This window comes from Mycobacterium marinum (genome assembly GCF_003391395.1).
Taxonomy (GTDB): domain Bacteria; phylum Actinomycetota; class Actinomycetes; order Mycobacteriales; family Mycobacteriaceae; genus Mycobacterium; species Mycobacterium marinum.
The window spans coordinates 280,409-299,899 of the sequence record NZ_CP024190.1 but is presented as its reverse complement, the minus strand read 5'-3'; the positions used below and the strand labels follow the sequence as shown (position 1 = coordinate 299,899).

Annotated in this window: 14 protein-coding genes; 10 read left to right on the top strand and 4 right to left on the bottom strand. The window is 66.1% G+C overall.

The genetic code is table 11. The annotated features are described in order from the left end of the window. Window positions 1–33: 33 nt before the first annotated feature. Together CCUG20998_RS01285 and CCUG20998_RS01280 are read left to right on the top strand one after the other, a co-directional pair. Complete coding sequence (locus CCUG20998_RS01285) at window positions 34–2,307, top strand: heavy metal translocating P-type ATPase (RefSeq protein ID WP_020731378.1); 2,274 nt, start codon at window positions 34–36, stop codon at window positions 2,305–2,307. Beyond that, window positions 2,300–2,518, top strand: a complete 219-nt coding sequence (locus CCUG20998_RS01280) for a heavy-metal-associated domain-containing protein (protein WP_012392261.1) — start codon at window positions 2,300–2,302, stop codon at window positions 2,516–2,518. Before CCUG20998_RS01285 ends, CCUG20998_RS01280 begins: the two co-directional genes overlap by 8 nt. Before the next feature lie 16 nt (window positions 2,519–2,534). On the opposite strand, the gene CCUG20998_RS01275 is transcribed toward CCUG20998_RS01280, so the two are convergent. Further along, the gene (locus CCUG20998_RS01275) at window positions 2,535–4,511 is read right to left on the bottom strand and encodes a cytochrome c oxidase assembly protein (RefSeq protein WP_036456914.1); all 1,977 of its coding nucleotides are present in this window, start codon (window positions 4,509–4,511) and stop codon (window positions 2,535–2,537) included. 165 nt (window positions 4,512–4,676) lie between these two features. Here CCUG20998_RS01275 and CCUG20998_RS01270 point away from each other — a divergent pair, with 165 nt between their 5' ends. Then, complete coding sequence (locus CCUG20998_RS01270; RefSeq protein WP_020731375.1) at window positions 4,677–5,366, top strand: DUF5134 domain-containing protein; 690 nt, start codon at window positions 4,677–4,679, stop codon at window positions 5,364–5,366. Between the two features lie 35 nt (window positions 5,367–5,401). On the opposite strand, the gene sigC is transcribed toward CCUG20998_RS01270, so the two are convergent. Further along, on the bottom strand, window positions 5,402–5,956 hold the full coding sequence (gene sigC / locus CCUG20998_RS01265) for an RNA polymerase sigma factor SigC (protein ID WP_020731374.1): 555 nt from the start codon (window positions 5,954–5,956) through the stop codon (window positions 5,402–5,404). A 124-nt stretch (window positions 5,957–6,080) separates the two neighbouring features. Here sigC and CCUG20998_RS01260 point away from each other — a divergent pair, with 124 nt between their 5' ends. Next, the gene (locus CCUG20998_RS01260) at window positions 6,081–8,372 is read left to right on the top strand and encodes a heavy metal translocating P-type ATPase (RefSeq protein ID WP_020731373.1); all 2,292 of its coding nucleotides are present in this window, start codon (window positions 6,081–6,083) and stop codon (window positions 8,370–8,372) included. Between the two features lie 20 nt (window positions 8,373–8,392). Here CCUG20998_RS01260 and CCUG20998_RS01255 read toward each other — a convergent pair whose 3' ends face one another. Then, on the bottom strand, window positions 8,393–9,106 hold the full coding sequence (locus CCUG20998_RS01255; RefSeq protein WP_036456911.1) for a zf-HC2 domain-containing protein: 714 nt from the start codon (window positions 9,104–9,106) through the stop codon (window positions 8,393–8,395). 81 nt (window positions 9,107–9,187) lie between these two features. Next, on the bottom strand, window positions 9,188–9,997 hold the full coding sequence (locus CCUG20998_RS01250) for a class I SAM-dependent methyltransferase (RefSeq protein ID WP_012392256.1): 810 nt from the start codon (window positions 9,995–9,997) through the stop codon (window positions 9,188–9,190). Between the two features lie 327 nt (window positions 9,998–10,324). On the opposite strand from CCUG20998_RS01250, the gene CCUG20998_RS01245 reads away from it, so the two are divergent. From CCUG20998_RS01245 to CCUG20998_RS01220, 6 genes are all read left to right on the top strand, one after another. Next, window positions 10,325–11,743, top strand: a complete 1,419-nt coding sequence (locus tag CCUG20998_RS01245; RefSeq protein WP_020731370.1) for a PPE family protein — start codon at window positions 10,325–10,327, stop codon at window positions 11,741–11,743. 193 nt (window positions 11,744–11,936) lie between these two features. Beyond that, entirely contained in the window at window positions 11,937–12,806 is an 870-nt protein-coding gene (gene scoE / locus CCUG20998_RS01240; protein WP_020731369.1) for a (3R)-3-[(carboxymethyl)amino]fatty acid oxygenase/decarboxylase, read from the top strand. After that, window positions 12,803–13,357, top strand: coding sequence for an FcoT family thioesterase (locus tag CCUG20998_RS01235; protein WP_012392253.1), 555 nt, complete (start codon window positions 12,803–12,805; stop codon window positions 13,355–13,357). Before scoE ends, CCUG20998_RS01235 begins: the two co-directional genes overlap by 4 nt. A 28-nt stretch (window positions 13,358–13,385) precedes the next feature. Beyond that, window positions 13,386–14,981 carry a fatty acid--CoA ligase FadD10 gene (fadD10, locus tag CCUG20998_RS01230; protein ID WP_020731368.1) on the top strand — a complete coding sequence of 532 codons (1,596 nt, stop codon included), beginning with the start codon at window positions 13,386–13,388 and terminating at the stop codon, window positions 14,979–14,981. 4 nt (window positions 14,982–14,985) lie between these two features. Continuing rightward, window positions 14,986–15,225: an acyl carrier protein gene (locus tag CCUG20998_RS01225; protein WP_020727729.1), complete on the top strand. Its 240-nt coding sequence runs from the start codon at window positions 14,986–14,988 to the stop codon at window positions 15,223–15,225. Next, window positions 15,222–19,472: an AMP-binding protein gene (locus CCUG20998_RS01220; protein ID WP_103654122.1), complete on the top strand. Its 4,251-nt coding sequence runs from the start codon at window positions 15,222–15,224 to the stop codon at window positions 19,470–19,472. The genes CCUG20998_RS01225 and CCUG20998_RS01220 overlap by 4 nt, the downstream gene beginning before the upstream one ends. Window positions 19,473–19,491 lie beyond the last annotated feature (19 nt).

The following is a 19,491-nucleotide window of genomic DNA, read 5'->3' as shown; positions in this document are numbered from 1 at the left end:
GACAGGGAGAAATGTGCTGATCTGAGGAGGGCCGTGGCGGCTCCGATTACGGGAGACCTCGATCTTGGCTCCGCGCGGCGTATCCAGCTCGATGTTTCGGGTATGTCATGCGCGGCGTGCGCGAGCCGCGTCGAAACGAAACTCAACAAAGTCCCCGGCGTACGCGCCTCGGTGAACTTCGCCACCCGGGTGGCCACCATCGACGCCGTCGACGTCGCCGCCGATGAGCTCTGCGAGCTGGTCGAGAAGGCGGGCTACCAGGCTGTTCCGCACGCCGAGTCGGCCGCCGACGACCGCGATCCAGATGCTGAGCACGCTCGCACACTGCTGCGCCGGCTACTGGTGGCGGCGGTGCTGTTCGTGCCGCTGGCCGATCTGTCGACCATGTTCGCCCTGGTGCCCAGCACCAGGTTCCCCGGCTGGGGATACCTCTTGACCGCCCTGGCCGCCCCGATCGTGACCTGGGCCGCCTGGCCTTTCCACTCGGTGGCGATCCGCAACGCCCGCCATCGCACCGCATCCATGGAAACGCTGATCTCGGTGGGCATCACGGCCGCTACCGTCTGGTCGCTATCCACGGTCTTCGTCGACCGGCAACCACGCCAGAGCCGGGGGATCTGGCAGGCGATACTCAACAGCGACTCGATCTATCTCGAGGTCGCCGCCGGCGTGACGGTTTTCGTACTTGCCGGCCGCTACTTCGAAGCGCGCGCCAAGTCCAAGGCTGGCGGCGCACTGCGCGCCCTGGCGGCGTTAGGCGCCAAGGACGTCACGGTTTTGCTGCCGGACGGCGCCGAGCTGGTGATACCGGCCGCCGAACTCAAAAAGCGGCAGCGATTTGTGACCCGCCCCGGGCAGACCATCGCCGCCGACGGCGTCGTGATCGACGGCACCGCGGCAATCGACATGAGCGCGATGACCGGTGAGTCCAAACCGGTGCGCGCCACTGCGGACGCGCCCGTCATCGGCGGCACCATCGTGTTGGACGGGCGTCTGGTCATCGAGGCCACCGCGGTGGGCGCCGACACCCAATTCGCGGCCATGGTCCGCCTCGTCGAGGAGGCACAAGCTCAGAAGGCGCGCGCGCAGCGCCTGGCGGATCGGATCTCCGCGGTGTTCGTGCCGGTCGTCTTTGCGATCGCCGGACTCGCCGGCGCGGCCTGGCTGCTCAGTGGCGCCGGCGCCGACCGGGCCTTCTCGGTAACGCTGGGTGTGCTGGTGATTGCCTGCCCCTGCGCGCTCGGGCTGGCCACCCCGACGGCAATGATGGTCGCCTCCGGACGCGGGGCGCAGTTGGGGATTTTCATCAAGGGCTATCAGGCGCTGGAAACCATTCACGGTATCGACGCCGTGGTATTCGACAAGACGGGCACGCTGACGGTGGGGAAGCTGACCGTCAACACGGTGACCACCACCGGCGGGCGGGTGCGCGAGGAAGTTCTGGCTCTTGCATCCGCGGTCGAGGCCGCTTCTGAGCACGCTGTCGCGACAGCGATCGTCGCGGCCTCACCACATCCGGCACCGGTCACCGACTTTGCCGCGGTGGCCGGCTGCGGCGTGTCGGGGATCGTCGACGGCCACCGCATCGAGGTCGGTAAGCCGTCCTGGATTACCCGCAACACAGCAGCCGACGAGGTATTGGACACCGCTCGTGCGCAAGGTGAATCTCGCGGCGAGACAATAGTCTTCGTATCGGTGGACGGTGAGGTCTGCGCCGCTGTCACGATTTCCGACACGGTCAAGGACTCCGCGGCCGACGCGATCGCCGCACTGCGCAGCCGGGGCTTGCGAACCATCTTGCTCACCGGCGACAATCAGGCCGCGGCCGATTCGGTGGCCACGCAGCTGGGCATCGATACCGCCATCGCCGATGTACTTCCGGACGGCAAAGTCAACGTGATTCGACAGCTCCGCGACCAAGGCCATACGGTCGCGATGGTCGGGGACGGGATCAACGACGGTCCCGCCCTGGTATCTGCCGACCTGGGATTGGCGATCGGTCGCGGCACCGACGTTGCGATCGGCGCGGCCGACATCATCCTGGTGCGCGACGATCTGCACATCGTGCCGCAGGCGCTCGATCTGGCACGAGCCACGCTGCGCACGATCCGAACGAACATGATCTGGGCGTTCGGCTACAACGTCGCCGCGATTCCGATCGCTGCCGCTGGCCTGCTCAACCCGCTCATCGCCGGCGCCGCGATGGCATTCTCGTCGTTCTTCGTAGTGTCAAATAGCCTGCGGCTACGCAACTTTGGACCACCTACCGCGCGCATTGTCGCGTCCAATGGAGAAATAGATGACTGAACAGACATTCGCCGTTACCGGTCTGCGTTGCGAGGGATGCGTGGAGACCATCACCAATGCTTTGAGCGCGCTGCCGTCGGTCCGGACCGTCGAAGTAGAGCTGGACGCCGCCGGCGCGTCGGCGGTGCGAGTTTGCACCGACACCGAGCTCACCCGCGAACAGGTCCAGGCAACGCTGGCCGACAACGGCGATTTCGCCGTGGTCGGCTAGCGATCCGTCCCCGCCATCACTCCCGCATCCGCGCCAATTCGCGCAGCATCGCGTTGTAGGCCTCCAGGTCGTCGTCCGCGTAGCTGCTGTCGGCATGGCGATCCTGGCGGGCAGCCACCTGACGGTCCTGGCGCGCCCACTGGGCCACCAACGCCACGATCACGATGATGATCGGTAGCTCGGTTGCGCCCCAGGCGATTCCACCACCAAGGTGTTGATCGGATTCGATGCTGGCCAGCCAGGGCAGATTGACCGAACGGTAGAACGTGTCGCCGATCGCCGAATTCATTGTCATCAGCGCGATGCCGAAGAACGCGTGAAACGGCATCACCGCAAAGAGCAGCCCGATACGTCCGGGATAGGGGAGCCGCCGGGGCCCCGGGTCGATACCGATGATGGCCCAGTAGAAGAGGTACCCGACGATCAGAAAGTGCACGGCCATGAACTCGTGGCCCCAATGATACCGGACGAGGGTATCGAAAAGCGGCGTGAAATAGACGATGTACGGCGAGGCCACAAAGAGGATGAACGCGATGATCGGGTGTGAGAAGAAGGCCGTCACCCGCGAATGCAGCAGCCATGTCAGCCATTCGCGGGGCCCGGGCGGCTGTCCCTCACCGGCGGCGGGCAATGCCCGTAGCGCCAGCGTGACGGGCCCACCCAGCACCAGCAGCACGGGAATGAACATGTTCAGCGTCATGTGTTCGGCCATATGGACGCTGAACATCGCCGACCCGTAGGTCCGCACGCCCGAGCTACTCGTGATCACCAATACGGCACAACCGATCAGCCAGGACACCAGCCTGCTGACGGGCCAGGCATGGCCCCGCCTGCGCAGCCGGACGAAGCCGGCCACATATCCGGCGGCCAGCACCACCCCGGCGAACCCGACCAAACTGTCGAACCGCCACAGGGTGATCAACCTGCCCACATCGGGCGGTTGCGGCAGTTCATATCCCAAAAAGACGTCCCACGCAGTGAATTGATGGGCTACGAACCGTGGCGCGGTCTGAACGGCCATCGCGCCGATACCCGCCAGCACCGCCATCATCGCCAGTGCGGCCGCGGTGGCGCCGCGCGTCGATCGCGGCGGCCGGACGAAGAACTGCCAGCAGTCGAACACCCACACCAGCACCAGCAGGAGCCCGGCCAGTAGACCGATTCGGGCGAACTCGGAACCGAAGTCCCAGCCGGGAACGAACAGGTAGAGCAGCACCGCACCGTAGGACACCGCAAGCGCACCGCAAGCCACCTGCATCAGTTGGACGGTGCGGGTCGGCGTCGCCCCGGTCAGCGCCGTCGCGGCCTTCAGACCGCTCAACGTGGCAGCCGCCAACGCAAAGACGATCGCCGCGCTGGTCGCAAAGTCGTGGTCGGGCCCCTGTCCCGCGTTGCCGGTCACGGCCGTCGCGATCACCGCAATCACGGTGGGGATGAGCAGCACGACATGAGCGACCCAACGGGTGTTGAGCCGCAACGCCACCGCGACCACCAGGGCACAAATGGTGACGACAATCCAGGCGCGCGCGATCTCCGAGGTTGCGATGGCGTCGCGCACCGCCCCGCTGGCCAGCAGCCTGATCGGCGACACTCCGGAGTCGTGAGCGCCCTGGACCACCACCATCGACGCGGCCAGAACCAGCCATGCAACTGAAACCCGTTCTGTTACAAGGTGAATTCGGAATGCACCCGCATCGATCAGGCCGTCGTGCTCGGGCCGCGACATCATGACGACATAGATCAAACCGCCAAGACAGACAGCGCCGGACAAAGACGCGAGGAAGTAGCCGGTCGGCTCGGCGGCACTCAGAAACCAACCGGGGTAGGGGCTGCCCACCGTGGCATAGCGCCGGACGCCGGAAACCACCCCGTAGCTCGCCAGTACTGCCGAGATGGCGAGCAGGCCCAGCAGCAGCCAGACCGACGTCAGCGAGCCGGACCGGGACGGCGGCGCAGCAGAAGACGCAACCACACCAGGCCCGTCAGTATCCATCCCTCGAGCTTACGACTGGATGTCGTAGCACACAGGTTTGGCTGGGAACCTCGGATCGGTCGGTAGCGACCTATAGAGCATGGACCGCATATCCTGCGGTGGCCATCGCCGCCGAGCCCGAGAGCGACACCGTGACCGCCCCACACCCCGGCAACTGAGTTCTACATGATCAATGACCTGCTGATTCGTTGGCTGGCCACCGGACTGTTCGTGTTCAGCGGTGCTGACTATGCCCTTTCAGCCCTTCCAGCCCTTCCAGCCCTTCCAGCCTCTTCAGCCTTCTCCGGAGCCCCGACGGTCACCCAACAGCGAGCGTGGACCTCGGTCGTCAGCAATGGGTTGCACCTGGTGATGGCGATTGCGATGGTCGTAATGCTCTGGCCGGTGGGAGCGGCGTTGCCGACGACCGGCCCCGCGGTGTTCTTTCTGCTGGCGGCCGGCTGGTTCGCCGCGCTCACCGCGCTTCGGGCCAAGACCATCACCGCGCTCGTGGGATGCAGCTACCACGCATTGATGATGCTGGCCATGGCCTGGATGTACGTCGCGATGAGCGACCAGCTCCTAGCCTGCCCGGCCGCGCATCAAACGATGGCGCCCGGCACCTCGATGCCCGGTATGCACATGTCGGGGACCGACATGGCCGCCGGCGCCACCGCGCCGGGCTGGGTCAGCGCCGTCAATTGGTTTTGGTTGTTGGCGTTTGCCACCGCCGCGATCATTTGGGCGATCATCTCGGTGCGTGCGCGGCCACGCGCCGGGACGGAGTCCTGGCGCAGCTGCCTGACCCACGCCGGGCGGGCGATGATGGCGGCGGGAATGGCGATCGCTTTCGCCGCCATGGTGTTCGGCATCTAGGACCGCCCCGACGGCCAGCCAGCGAACGCCTCGAACTATCCAGCCCGCTCGCCCTCTCGGGCAGCCCGCAACAGATCGTCGCGGGCCCGTGCCACGCGAGAGCGGATGGTGCCGATGGGCGAACCACAAATCTGCGCCGCTTCGGCGTATGAGAGGCCCAAGACCTGCGTAAAGATCAGTGCTTCGCGGCGTTTCTCGTCAAGCCCGTCGAGCAGGAGCCGAATCTCAACGATGTCCTCGAACCGGCTGCCGCGTCGGGCTTGCCCAAGCGCTTCGTCGAGGTCGGCGACATACGCCGGGCGGGGCCGGCGCGTCTTGTAGCGGATCTGGTCGACAACCACGCGACGGGCGATCGCAAACAGCCAAGTGCGAGCGTTAGACCGACCGGCGAAGCGCGGCAGGGCACCGATCGCCCGCAGAAACGTTTCTTGCGTCAGGTCATCGGCGCTGGCCGGATCGGTGAGATAGGCGACCAGCCGCCACACATCGCGCTGGGTGGCCTCGATGAATTCCGCAAGAGCGGCCCGATCACCACGTCCGGCGGCCATGGCCAGGACAGTGATTTGCTCATCAGCGCCGCCGGTGACCACGATCGTTGAGCGTAGGCCATAGATTCGCGCAACGGCCAGGGAACTCCTGGGCTAGCGACAACGACCTGTGTGGAGAGAAGCTTGCATCGGCAAGCCACAGATCAGCAGGAGGTCAAGCCCCACGATGTCAGCGACGATCGTGACGACCGACAAGCACTTGGAGCGCGACCAACAGGTCCAGCGGTTCCAACTCGGGATCACCGGCATGTCCTGCTTCGCATGCGCCCGTAAGGTCCAGTCGACGCTCAACAAGGTGCCGGGGGTTCGGGCGTCGGTGAACTTCGGTACCCGCACGGCGACCGTGGAGGCCGGCGAGGACGTCGACGCCGCTGCGCTGTGCGAGGTGATCCAGCAGGCCGGTTACCGGGCCGAGGTGCAGCCGGACGACGGTCAGGGCGCGGGCGATCCCGATGCTGAGCATGCTCGCCACCTGCTGATCCGGCTAGCCGTCGCGGCCGTGCTGTTCGTGCCGCTGGCCGATCTCTCGGTGATGTTCGCGGTGGTGCCCAGCACTCGTTTCACCGGCTGGGAGTGGGTGCTCACAGCGCTGGCTCTGCCGGTCGTGACATGGGCGGCGTGGCCGTTTCACCGCGTCGCGCTACGCAACGCGCGCCACCACGGCGCGTCCATGGAGACGCTGATCTCGGTGGGCATCACCGCCGCCACGATCTGGTCGCTGTACACCGTGTTCGGTAGCCACCAGCTCGCCGACCGCAAGGGCATCTGGCAGGCGCTGTTGGGCAGCGACGCCATCTATTTCGAGGTCGCCGCGGGCGTCACGGTGTTCGTGCTGGCCGGAAGGTATTTCGAGGCCCGCGCCAAGTCGAAGGCGGGCAGCGCGCTGCGGGCGTTGGCGGCGCTGAGCGCCAAGGAGGTTGCCGTCCTGCAGCCGGATGGGTCAGAGCTGGTGGTCCCCGCCGACGAACTCCAAGAGCAGGATCGCTTCGTGGTGCGTCCCGGACAGACCATCGCCGCCGACGGCCTCGTCCTGGACGGTTCGGCCGCGGTCGACATGAGCACGATGACCGGCGAGGCCAAACCCACCCGGGTGCGTCCCGGCGGCCAGGTCATCGGCGGCACCGTGGTGCTTGACGGCCGGTTGATCGTGGAGGCCGCGGCGGTGGGCGCCGACACCCGATTCGCCGGAATGGTCCGCTTGGTCGAGCAGGCGCAAGCGCAAAAGGCCGACGCACAGCGCCTGGCCGATCGGATCGCCTCGGTGTTCGTTCCGTGCGTGTTTGTCATCGCCGCGCTGACCGCGGCCGGGTGGCTACTGGCCGGCGGTTCACCCGACCGCGCCTTCTCCGCCGCCATTGCCGTCCTGGTCATCGCCTGCCCGTGCGCCCTGGGCCTGGCGACGCCGACGGCGATGATGGTCGCCTCTGGCCGCGGTGCCCAACTCGGCATCTTCCTGAAGGGCTATCAATCCCTGGAAGCCACCCGATCCGTCGACACCGTCGTCTTCGACAAGACCGGAACGCTGACCTCGGGGCAGCTCAAAGTCAGTGCGGTGGTGGCCGCACCGGGCTGGGCCGCAGACGAGGTGCTCGCCATCGCCGCCACGGTGGAGGCGGCGTCCGAACACTCGGTGGCCCTGGCAATCGCCGCGGCGACCACCCAGCACGACACCGTCACCGAATTCCGCGCCATACCCGGGCGCGGCGTCAGCGGTACCGTGTCCGGGCGCTCGGTGCGGGTGGGTAAGCCGTCCTGGATCGGTTCCTCCTCGAGTGACGCGGCCTTGCGCGCCGCTCGGCGCAACGCCGAGTCCCTGGGTGAGACGGCTGTATTCGTCGAGATCGACGGTGCACCTTGCGGGGTCATCGCGGTGGCCGACGCCGTCAAGGACTCGGCGGCCGATGCGGTAGCCGCGCTGCGCGAGCGCGGGCTCCGGACCATGCTTTTGACCGGTGACAACCCGGCATCGGCGGCCGCCGTCGCCGACCGGGTCGGCATCGACGAGGTGATCGCCAACATTCTGCCCGAAGGCAAAGTCGACGTAATCGAACAACTGCGTGACCGCGGCCATGTCGTCGCCATGGTCGGTGACGGCATCAACGACGGTCCCGCGCTGGCCAGCGCCGATCTGGGAATGGCCATGGGGCGTGGCACCGACGTTGCGATCGGCGCCGCTGACATCATCCTGGTTCGCGACAACCTCGACGTCGTGCCCCTGGCGCTCGGCCTTGCCGCCGCGACCATGCGCACCGTCAAACTCAACCTGGCCTGGGCATTCGGCTACAACATCGCGGCCATCCCCATCGCCGCGGCCGGTGTGCTCAACCCAGTTGTCGCCGGCGCCGCGATGGCGTTCTCATCGTTCTTTGTCGTCTCAAACAGCCTGCAGCTGCGCAACTTCGGTGCCGCCACCAGCCAGACGACAACGTCCACAACCGAACCCGGCGTCACCGAGTGATCCTGCGCCGCAGCGCCTGATCAGGCCGCCGATCCGTCGGTGGGCCACAGGTGGCCGTGACGACGTCCGCGAGATGCGTTCTGCGGCAGAACGATATCGGGCTCGTCTGCCAACACGTCCGGCGCCGGCCGAGGAGCACCGCGGCTTCGCCACACCATGATTGCCAGGACGGTGCCCAACAGCACCGGCAGATGGGTCAGGACCCGCGAAGTCGTCACGGCACCGGACAGCGCATCCACAACCACATAGACGCTCAAAACCGCCACGAAGACCATCAGCACACCGGCGAGCCCCTCGGCGGCGCCCGGCCATATCGCCGCGACCACCATGGCCACACCCAGCGCGATCGTCCACGCCGTGGACTCGTTGAGCAGATGGTTGCCCGACCCGATCACATAGTGGTGGCCCAGGCCGACGCTGAAGCCCAGTCCTTGCACGATTCCCACGGCGACCTGCGCGATCCCCACGAACAACAGTGCCCAGCGCTGCCAGCTCATTCGTTTGCGTTCCCGCGGCTGCGGCGTCGGCCGAATCCCGGTCAGATCAACCGCCCCGATGACCGGCCGGGATTCGATCAGGCGCTGCAGACGGCTAGCTTGGCCGGCCACCTGTTCGAACCAGAGACCACAGGCACCGCACTCATCCAGGTGCTCGTCGACTCTCGCCGAGGGCACCGGTTCTCGCTCGCCGTCGAGTCGGGCCGACAACGCTTCGCGCGCCACCTCGCAATCCATGACCTAATAGTCGCGTATTGCCGACGAATTGTTCCAGGGTGTTCGTTTCGCGGCGGCTCGGCGCGAACTTGCGCTGCCGAGTCAGCCGAATTCGACCAGCGTCACCGGGGCCCGCAACCGGCCCAACCCGGGCAGCCGGTACGCCACCGGAAGCGCCCAGCGCAAGAACCTTCCGCGGCCCGCCGGCGCCGGCAACTCACGGACCGCGCGAACACCGGGGATGGCGCGCAGTTCGTCATAGTGGTCGGCGGTGAACCAAAACGGCATCGGGGGCGCCGTGTAGTGCTCACTGAGCCTGAACCCGCGCCGGCGCGAATACACGCTCAACAGCCAAGGGATGCTGTCGAAAACCAGCTGGCCATGGGGAAATCGTTTGGCGCAGGCCGCGATCAGCTCGAACACCACGTCACGGCGCAGGTACTGGAACAGCCCCTCGGCGGTGATCAGCACGCCGTTGGTGTCGTCCACCTGCTCCATCCACGAGTAGTCGAACGCGGACTGAGCGCAGTAGCGAAGTCGGTCGCAGGCGGGAAGCAGCTGCTCACGCAGCCGCACGATCGGCGCCAGGTCTACCGAAAGCCAGTTCAGCTCACCATTGTCGAGACGCCAGAAACTGGTCTGTAGCCCCTCCGCCAGTGCGACCACGGTGGCGCCGGGGTGGGTCCGCAGAAAATCCCGGGTGCTGTTGTCAAATGCCAAGGCACGCAGGGCGGTAGCTTGGTGAGTACGGCCGAAGTGGTGGTAGGGGTAGTCGATGTCATTGCGCAGGGCGATGGCCATCGGGTCGTCGATGATGGCATCGGGCCGGGCGGCCTCGGTCGCGCGCTGATGCAGGGTCAGCAACGCGGTTTCGGATATGCCGTCGAGATGACGGGCGTCAATGACTGGCATGGCTGCACAATATAGGGCACCGAGGTGCGGCAGCGCCCTCCGCGCAACGGGTGACGACGGGTGACGACGGCTGATTCCGAACCCGCTGCCGACCAGATGGATTCACCTGACCTCGCGAAATGACGGGCTTGCCCCGCCCAACCGGGGTGCGCCGCGCTCCTCCGGCAAGACCTGCCCAACCCGGATTCAGAACCACGGCCGCCACGGTGGGAACTTTTTGCTCACTCGCCCCGACTAACCCTGGTAAAGCCAACCAGCGTCAGCCCGCCCACGGCGCGCGCACCACGCTTACGCAGGAGAGGGTAAGCCCTGACCGCCCCGATATGGATGGCCATACCTCCCGAGGTGCACTCGGCCCTGTTGAGCGCGGGCCAAGGCCCGGGGGCGCTGCTTGCTGCCGCCGCACAATGGCAAGAGCTCAGCGCGCAATACAGCGCTGCCGTTGTCGAGTTGACCCAGCTACTGGCCGAGGTTCAAGCCACCAGTTGGCAGGGATACGCCGCCCACCAGTGGTTGGCCGCGCATGGCCCCTACCTGATCTGGCTGGAGCAGGCCGCGATCGATAGCTCGGTAACCGCCGCGCAGCACAGGATCGCGGCCGCCGGCTACAGCAGCGCCGTAGCCACCATGCCCACGCTGGCAGAGCTGGCCGCTAACCACGCCATCCACGGCGTGCTGGTGGTGACCAATTTCTTCGGCATCAACGCCATCCCCATCGCGCTCAACGAGGCCGACTACGTCCGCATGTGGATTCAAGCCGCCGAGACCATGACCACCTATCAGGCGGTCAGTGAGGTCGCGGCCGCGGCGGTACCACCCACGCCACCGGCGCCGTCCATCCTGCGGCCCGGCGGCGAGTGCCAGGCCGCCGCGTCGGGCATCGGGAGTTGGATCGGTCAGCTGTTGAGGGACATCCTGAGTTTCCTTGCCGATCCGTACAAGTATTTCCTGGAGTTTTTCCAGCGGATGGGCTTCAGCCCGGCGGTCGCGGTCATCCTCGCCATCATCGCTTTGCAGCTATACGACTTTCTTTGGTACCCGTACTACGCCTCGTACGGGTTGCTACTGCTTCCCTTCTTCACTCCCGCGCTCAGCGCGTTGAGCGCCTTGAGTGCGCTGGCCTACCTGGCGAACAGGACGCCGATAACGGCACCCGTTGCCGCTCCCGCGGAGCGCGGTGTGGCCGACCTGGCCGGCCCGCAACCGGTCGTTGGTCTGACGCCGGCGGCGTCGGCGTTCGCCCCGCCAAGCCCACAAGCCACCAGCCCCGCAGCCAGCGCCCCCGCTCCCGCCCCCGCCGGCAGCCCGCCCAGTTCACCCGCGATCAGCTACGCGGTGTTGGGCCCCGCACCCCCGGGGGTGAGCTCGGGCCCCAGGGCTACCACCGGCGCGGCCGCCACCGCCACCGACACCACCCGCGCCGCGGCTCCAGCCGCGCTGAGCAGCAGCCGAGCCAGTCGCAGAAAGCGCAGCAAGAACAGGGTGGGGGTGCGCGGCTACCGCGACGAATTCCTGCAAGAACCGGCCACCATGGATTCGCCCATCGATGCTCCCGGCACCGCCGAGCCCGCCCCCAGCCCGAGCAGCCAGGGCGCCGGTCCGCTCGGCCTTAACGGCACCGCGGCGTCGCACGACGGTGCCGCCACGGGAATGGTCCGGCTGTCGTCGCACGGCACCAGCACTGCTGTCCCGTTGCTGCCCGCCACCTGGACCAACGACTCCGAAGGAAGACCGGAAGGCGAATAGGGGGAACTTTTCATCACCGCATCCGACTCCTCCTGTAGCCGCACTCATCGCAGCGCCCAATCAGGAGGTACCACCGGATCGCCACCACCAGGGACGCCGAAGACCCGTTTGCGTGCGGCAGCCGACGCCGGCATGGCGCAGTCCCAGAAATCTGTCCGAAGCAGCAGCGAAATGAACGAGGAGAAGACGGCCGATGACGCTCAACGTGAAAGGCGAGGGACTCGGTGCACAAATCACAGGGGTCGACCCAAAAAACCTCGACGACATAACCACTGACGAGATCCGTGACATCGTTTATGCGAACAAGCTGGTCATCCTGAAGGACGTCAACCCGTCGCCCGAGGAATTCCTAAAGCTCGGCAAGATCGTCGGACAGATCGTTCCTTACTACGAACCCATGTACCACCACGAGGATCACCCGGAGATCTTTGTCTCCTCCACCGAGGAAGGCCAAGGGGTTCCGAAGACCGGCGCGTTCTGGCACATCGACTACATGTTCATGCCGGAACCGTTCGCGTTTTCCATGGTGTTGCCGCTTGCGGTGCCCGGCCACGACCGCGGAACCTATTTCATCGACCTGGCCAAGGTTTGGGCGTCACTCCCGGCCGCCCAGCAGGCCCCGGCCCGCGGAACCCTCAGCACCCACGATCCCCGGCGGCACATCAAGATCCGCCCGAGCGACGTCTACCGGCCTATCGGAGAAGTCTGGGATGAGATCAGCCGCGCCACTCCCCCGATAAAGTGGCCGACAGTCATCAGGCACCCCAAGACCGGCGAAGAGATTCTCTACATCTGCGCGACGGGCACCACCAAGATCGAGGACAAGGACGGCAACCTGGTTGATCCGGCCGTGCTGGCCGAACTCTTGGCCGCGACCGGACAGCTCGATCCCGAATACAACTCGCCGTTCATCCACACCCAGCACTATGAAGTCGGCGACATCATCTTGTGGGACAACCGAGTTCTCATGCACCGGGCAAAGCACGGGACGGCCTCGGGCACCCTCACGACCTACCGCCTGACCATGCTGGATGGTCTCGAGACGCCGGGCTACCCGGCATGAGCACCACCGATTTGACCTCGCCCGCTCACGCCGCTGTCGAGTCCGCCGGCACCACTGCGATCGCCGAGGATCTACTCGCCCGGGTTCTCGAGCCCTACTCCTACAAGGGGTGTCGCTACCTGCTCGACGCCCGGTACCACGCCGACGACGATTCGGTGCTGGCCTATGGGAATTTCACGATCAGCGAGTCCGCCTATATCCGCAGCACCGGTCACTTCAATGCGGTTGAACTGATTCTCTGCTTCAACCAACTCGCATACAGCGCGTTCGCGCCCGCCGTTGCCAACGAGGAGATTCCGCAACTGCGGGGCTGGTCGCTGGAGGACTACTTCCAGCATCAACTCGCCAGCATGTTCATCAGGAACTCGTCATCACGTTTCAACCGGCCCATCAACCCCGCGAAATTCTCCGCACGGCTGCAATGCCGGAATCTGCAGGTTGTCCAACGGACGTGGCGCTATCTCCTGGTACCGTGCGCCATCGAGTTTTGGGACGAGGATGGTGGAGCCGCCTCCGGCGAGGTCGAATTGGCGGCCCTGAACATCCCCTAGATCGCTGGAAGGAAAGCGCTTTAGAGCTATGTCCGACTTACCCGCTACCGTGCTGGAACGGATCATCGAGCAGGCTCAGCGGCGGCCCGAGGCGATCGCCTTACGCCGCTGCGATGGCACGAGTGCGCTGCCATATGGCGAGCTGGCCGCCGAAGTGGATCGCTACGCCGGCGCGCTCCGTGCGCAGTTGGCATCGCGAGGATCACGGGTACTGGTCATCTCGGACAATGGACCCGAGACCTACCTAGCGGTGCTGGCCTGCGCGAAGCTTGGTGCCATCGCCGTGATGGCCGACGGCAATCTTCCGCCGGCAACCATCGATCGGTTCTGTCAGATCACCGACCCCGTCGCGGTTCTGATCGCGCCCGGGAGCAAGGTCGGGTCCTCGTCGCTACCCGAAGACCTCGCCGCGATACCCGCTATCCGGGTCGACATCGGCTCTGGCACCGGGGAGTTCGCCCATTCGCCGGATACGGATCGTCCGGCGACCGAGCCCGGGCTTGGCGCCGACGATCCGCTGGCGATGATCTTCACCAGCGGCACCACCGGCGAACCAAAGGCGGTGCTGCTGGCCAACCGCACCTTCTTCGCCGTACCGGACATCTTGCGCAACGAGGGGCTCAACTGGGTCACCTGGGTCGACGGCGAAACCACCTACTCCCCGCTGCCGGCAACCCACATCGGTGGGTTGTGGTGGATACTTACCTGTTTGATGCGTGGAGGGTTGTGCATCACCGGTGGTGAGAACACCCCTTCGCTGATGCGGATTCTGAACTCCAACGCCGTCAACACCACATGCCTGGTGCCGACCCTGCTTTCGAAACTGGTTTCGGAGTTGAAGTCCGCGGCCACAACGGTTCCATCGCTGCGGCTACTCGGGTACGGCGGTTCGCGGGCGATCGCCGCCGATGTGCGGTTCATCGAAGCCACCGGTGTTCGCACCGCACAGGTCTACGGGCTGAGCGAAACAGGCTGCACGGCTTTATGTTTGCCGACAGATGATGGCTCGATTGCCAAGATCGAGGCGGGCGCGGTGGGCCGCCCCTACCCCGGTGTGGAGGTCTATCTGGCGGCCGACGACGACGCAGACGGCGCCGGCCCCAACGCCCCGGGTGCCGGCCCTTCCGCGTCATTCGGCACGCTGTGGATCAAGTCTCCGGCAAACATGTTGGGGTATTGGAGCAATCCTCAACGTACCCAAGAGGTCCTGATCGACGGCTGGGTGAACACCGGCGATCTGTTGGAGCGCCACGAGGATGGTTTCTTCTACATCAAGGGGCGGTCCTCGGAGATGATCATCTCGGGCGGCGTGAACATCGCCCCCGACGAGGTCGATCGCATTGCGGAGGGCGTTCCGGGCGTCCGGGAGGCCGCTTGCTTCGAGATCCCCGATCCGGAATTCGGGGCGCTGGTGGGCCTGGCCGTGGTCGCTGCCACCGATGTGGACGCGTCAGCGGCCCGCAAACTCAAGCACACGATTGCGGCTCACTATCGCCGCGAGTCCGAATCGGTGGCGCGGCCGTCGACAATCGTGATCGTCAGCGAGATTCCGCGAACACAGTCGGGCAAGGTGATGCGCACGTCGCTGGCGGCGGCGGCGAATCAGGTCCAAACCGGTGGCTGACCCGGTGCGCGAACGGATCTTGCTCGCCGTCTGTGACGTGCTCTACATCGACGAAACGGATCTGATCGACGGCGACGCCACCGATCTCAGGGATCTCGGACTCGACTCCGTTAGGTTCGTGCTGCTGATGAAGCGGCTGGGCGTGGACCGAGAGTCCGAACTGCCATCCCGATTGGCCGAGAACCTCTCGATCGAGGGCTGGGTTTCGGAGCTGTCGAAGTCCGAACTGGAAAGTCCTACGTGACCGCGCCCGAAATCGGCTGTGCGGAAGCCATTCCGCTAAGCAAATCGCAGCAGAACCTGTACAACGGGGTGCTCCAGGACAACGACCCCGCGCTGTATCTGATCGGCAAGCGCTATCGGTTTCACCCGCTGGGGCTGTCGAATTTTCTTGCCGCGCTGGAAGCATCGGTGCTCAACAACCCCGTTCAGCTGTGCGTTCTGCAGATGGCCGCGACGGGCGCGGACTACCCACAGCTGGTGCCGAGGCTGCAATTCAACGACCTTGTGCTCGTACGCTCGGCCGCCCAGGGCCAACCGGACGGGCCGGGCGCCGATCTGGAGCACACCTGGTCTTCGGGCATCCTGGACAGGCCGCTCGTGCGCTATACCGTCTCGACCGACGAGGGCGGCGATGTTTGCGGCCTCGACGTTCACACGCACCACATCCTGCTTGATGGCGGGGCGACCGGGATCATTGAGGCCGATCTGGCGCACTTTCTGGCGGCCAGCCTCGAACCCGCCGGGGTGGGCCAAATGCCCACCCTCAGACAAGGATTGGCCAAGCTGGCGGCCGCGCATCTTCGTGAAACAGCCAAGGTGGCCGAAGCACTACGGCGACAAGCCGACGCCGTGCAGCGCGAGCTCACCGCCGAGGCCGGCCAGGGTGGGGGTGCGCAGGGCGCCAGCGGTACCTCCGGGGCCGCAGCCAAGGGCGTCCTGCAAGAGTCGATCGCCCTCTGCGGCCCAGCCTATGACGCCCTGCGTGCCCTCTCGGAGGCTCAACAAGTACCGCTCAACGTTCTGGTGGCGGCGGCCGCGGTCGCGGTGCAGGCGGGGCTGCGGCAGAGCACCGAGAGCCTGCTGGTGCACGCCGTGGACAACCGGTTCGGCGACCCCGAACTCAATGTCGCCACGTGCCTGGTCAACTCGGTTGCGCACGCCCTCCGATTTCGGCCTTTCGCGTCGGTGCGGGAGGTGGTCCGCGACCTTGACCGCGGCTACGTCAAGGCGGTGCGACGCCGATGGATTCGTGAAGAGCACTACCGCCGAATGTATCTGGCAATCAACCGGACCTCTCATGTGCAGGCCCTGACGCTGAATTTCATCCGCGAATCATGTGCGCCCGGGCTTCGCCCGTTCCTGTCGGAAGCACCCGTTGCGACCGAGATCGGCCCGATCGAGGGCACCACCGTGGCATGCGTGCTCGACGAACAACGGCACACCCTCAACCTGGCGATCTGGGACCGAGCCGATCTGCCCGAGCGCAACACCGGCGCCGGGGTCGCCGCTCGTATCGGCGCGGCGTTGGAATCGATGGCGGCGCTGTGGGATCAGCCGATCGCCATGACCGCCAACGAGTGGTTCGAGGTGGGCGCCGACGGCCTGCCCTGCCGTACCGAGGCCGCGGGACGACCGCGGCCACCGTCGGCACCTGCGTGGTTTGTCGATGCGGCACCGGGCCTGCGCCAGTTTCTGGACCGGCGTCGCCAGGTCTACCCGTGGGTCGGCTGGCTGGTGTGCCATGGGGTGGTGCCCGGTGATGTGCTGGTGTGCACCGACGACGACACCGACAAGACCGTTGATCTGTTGTTGGCCTGTCACCTCGCGGGTTGCGGCTACAGCATGTGCGAGTCCGTCGACGATCTTTCGTTACGAGCCACGACAATTGGTGAGCACTGTGAAGGGAGTTCGGCGCACCCGGTCGACGTGGCCACGGTCCGGCTCGGGGCGGTCCCGGATCACGCCCTGCGGGAGCGCATTGACCAGCGCCTTGACCAGGTGGCACGAGATCCCCTGCTGGCCACCAAGGCGGCGTACATCATGCCCACGTCGGGGACGACCGGGCAGCCCAAGCTGGTGCGGATATCGCATGGATCACTCGCTGCTTTCTGTGCCGCAATCGGCCCCAGCTACGGCTGGAACAGCCAAGACACCATCCTGCAATGCGCGCCCTTGACGTCGGACATCAGCGTTGAGGAAATCTTTGGCGCCGCTGTTTGCGGGGCGGAGTTGGTCCGATCCGCGGCCATGAAGACCGGTGACTTGGGCGGGCTGGCGCGCGATATCCACGCCTTGGGGCCGACGGTCGTCGACCTGCCGACCGCGGTGTGGCACCTGTTGTGCGAGGACGGCGACGCCGTCGACGTCATCGGCCGTTCGCGGCTGCGCCAGATCGTCATCGGCGGCGAATCCATCCGCACCAGCACCGTCGACAAGTGGGTCAATTCCCCCGTCTTGGCACCGATCTCACTTGTCTCCAGCTACGGTCCGACCGAAGCAACGGTGGTCGCCACACACCTTCCCATCGTCTACGACGGCATCGCGGCCGCCGCACACACTCGACTCAGGGTGGGCCTGCCGATGGCGCCCAATACCGTGTTCATCGCCTTCGGCGAGGTGGTCATCGCCGGCCCCTTGGTCAGCGACGGATATCTCGGGATCGATGACAGCAGCTTCGGTGCCGTGGCCCCCGGCGACGGATCGCAACTGCGCGCGTTTGCCACCGCTGACCGGGTGACCATCGATGAAGAAGGCTTTCCGGTCTTCGCCGGACGCAAAGACACCATCGTCAAAGTCGCCGGCAAGCGGGTCGACACCGCCGCGGTCGCCAGGCGCATCACCGCTGACCCTACGGTCTGCGATGTCGCCGTCGAGCCTCATGACGGCCGTTTGGGGGTGTGGTTCGAAACCGAGCGGACCCGCGAAGCCGCCGAGGACGGCGCGACCGCGGGACGGATCGGGCTCACCCTGGCAAGCCTGGGAGTGCCCGCGTTTTTTGTTGTCGCCGTGCCGAGTATCCCCCGCAAGCCCAATGGGAAGGTCGATGGCGCAAGGCTGCACACACTGCCGCAACTCGCCGACGCGGTACCAAGCGACGCCGAGGCCGGCGAGAGCGCGGCCGGCCTCGCGCGCGTGTGGAGTCGCCACCTCGGAAGGCCCCTCGCTGCAGACTCATCGCTACTCGGTGCGGGAATCGGCTCATTGGATCTCATCAGGATCCTGCCCGACACTCGCAGGTATCTCGGTCGGCACCTCTCGGTGCTGGAGCTGATCAGTGCCGATACCGCCGCGAACCTGGTTTGCGACCTGGGCTCAAACCCGGCCGCGCCCGCGACCGATGGTTGGCTCGACGCTGAAACGGCCGCCGCGATCGAGCGTGACCTGGTGTCGTTGGGGAGCCAGTGCACCCCGCAGCCGTTGGGTGCCAAGCCGCCGCCGCACGACCGGGCCGCGGCACCAATCGTCGTGCTCGGGGCATCCGGAATTGTCGGCACCGGATTTGCCCGCGCCGTCCTGGAACGCAAGCAGGCCGGACTAGCCTGTCCGGAAATAGTTTTGGCCAGTAGGTCAAAGCCCCCCGAGCACGGCCCCTGGTCGGCCCTGCGGGGTCTCGAAGGGATCCGGATCGAACAACTCGGCGCAACGTTGGGCGCGGCGGATCTCGATGCCCTGATATGCGACACCGGCGCGCGGTCCCTGATCAACTGCATCGGCAACACCAACGTGCTGGTGCCCTACCGCGGCCTCCGGGCCGCCAACGTGGAGCTGGTTTCCACGGTTGCGCAGGTGTGCGCGCAACGGGATGTGCGGTTGGTGCACCTGTCGACGTTCGTCATCAGTGCCGATGTCACCGCGCCGCGGGTCACCGACCCCCGCGTGTCGCCCTATCCATATGCGGCGTCAAAATCACTCGCGGAGTTGATCGTTGCCGCATCATCGCCGGCTCTGGATTTCACCATCGTGCGCCTGCCCCGGGTGCTCGGCGAGGACTACCAGTTGCGCGAGTCCGCCGACATCCTGGTTTCGGTGGTCGACGCCTGTATGGCATTGCGTGCCTTCCCGACCCTGACTTTGACCGAAGAGGTCACTACTGGCCGAGCCGCCGCGCAGGCGATTTTGGGGCTGTTGCCGCAATTCTCGGGCGCCGCCGGGCTGGGTCACGGAATCACCGTCGTGCGCGGCGCGGCGGTGCAATACCGGGAACTTCTCGGCGGCTATGCACTCGATGAAATCGACGCCGCCGAGTGGAAGCACCGGCTGGACCAAAGCGACTGGGCGAGAAGAAATCCGCAACGGTGGTCGGTGGTCGACGCGTGGGTCAGCCTCGGTATGAGGTTGGGTGCGCGCTCCTACTCGCAATACCTGGACAGTTACCCGAGCATCCCCCTGCAAGTCGGAACCGTCGCCGAGATCGCCGCACCGCCACCGGCGCTGCGGGCCTTGCTGGAGCAAGGGTGCGCACAGCCGCCAAGACCCGCACTGGCCTAGCCCTCCCCCGAGTCCCGGC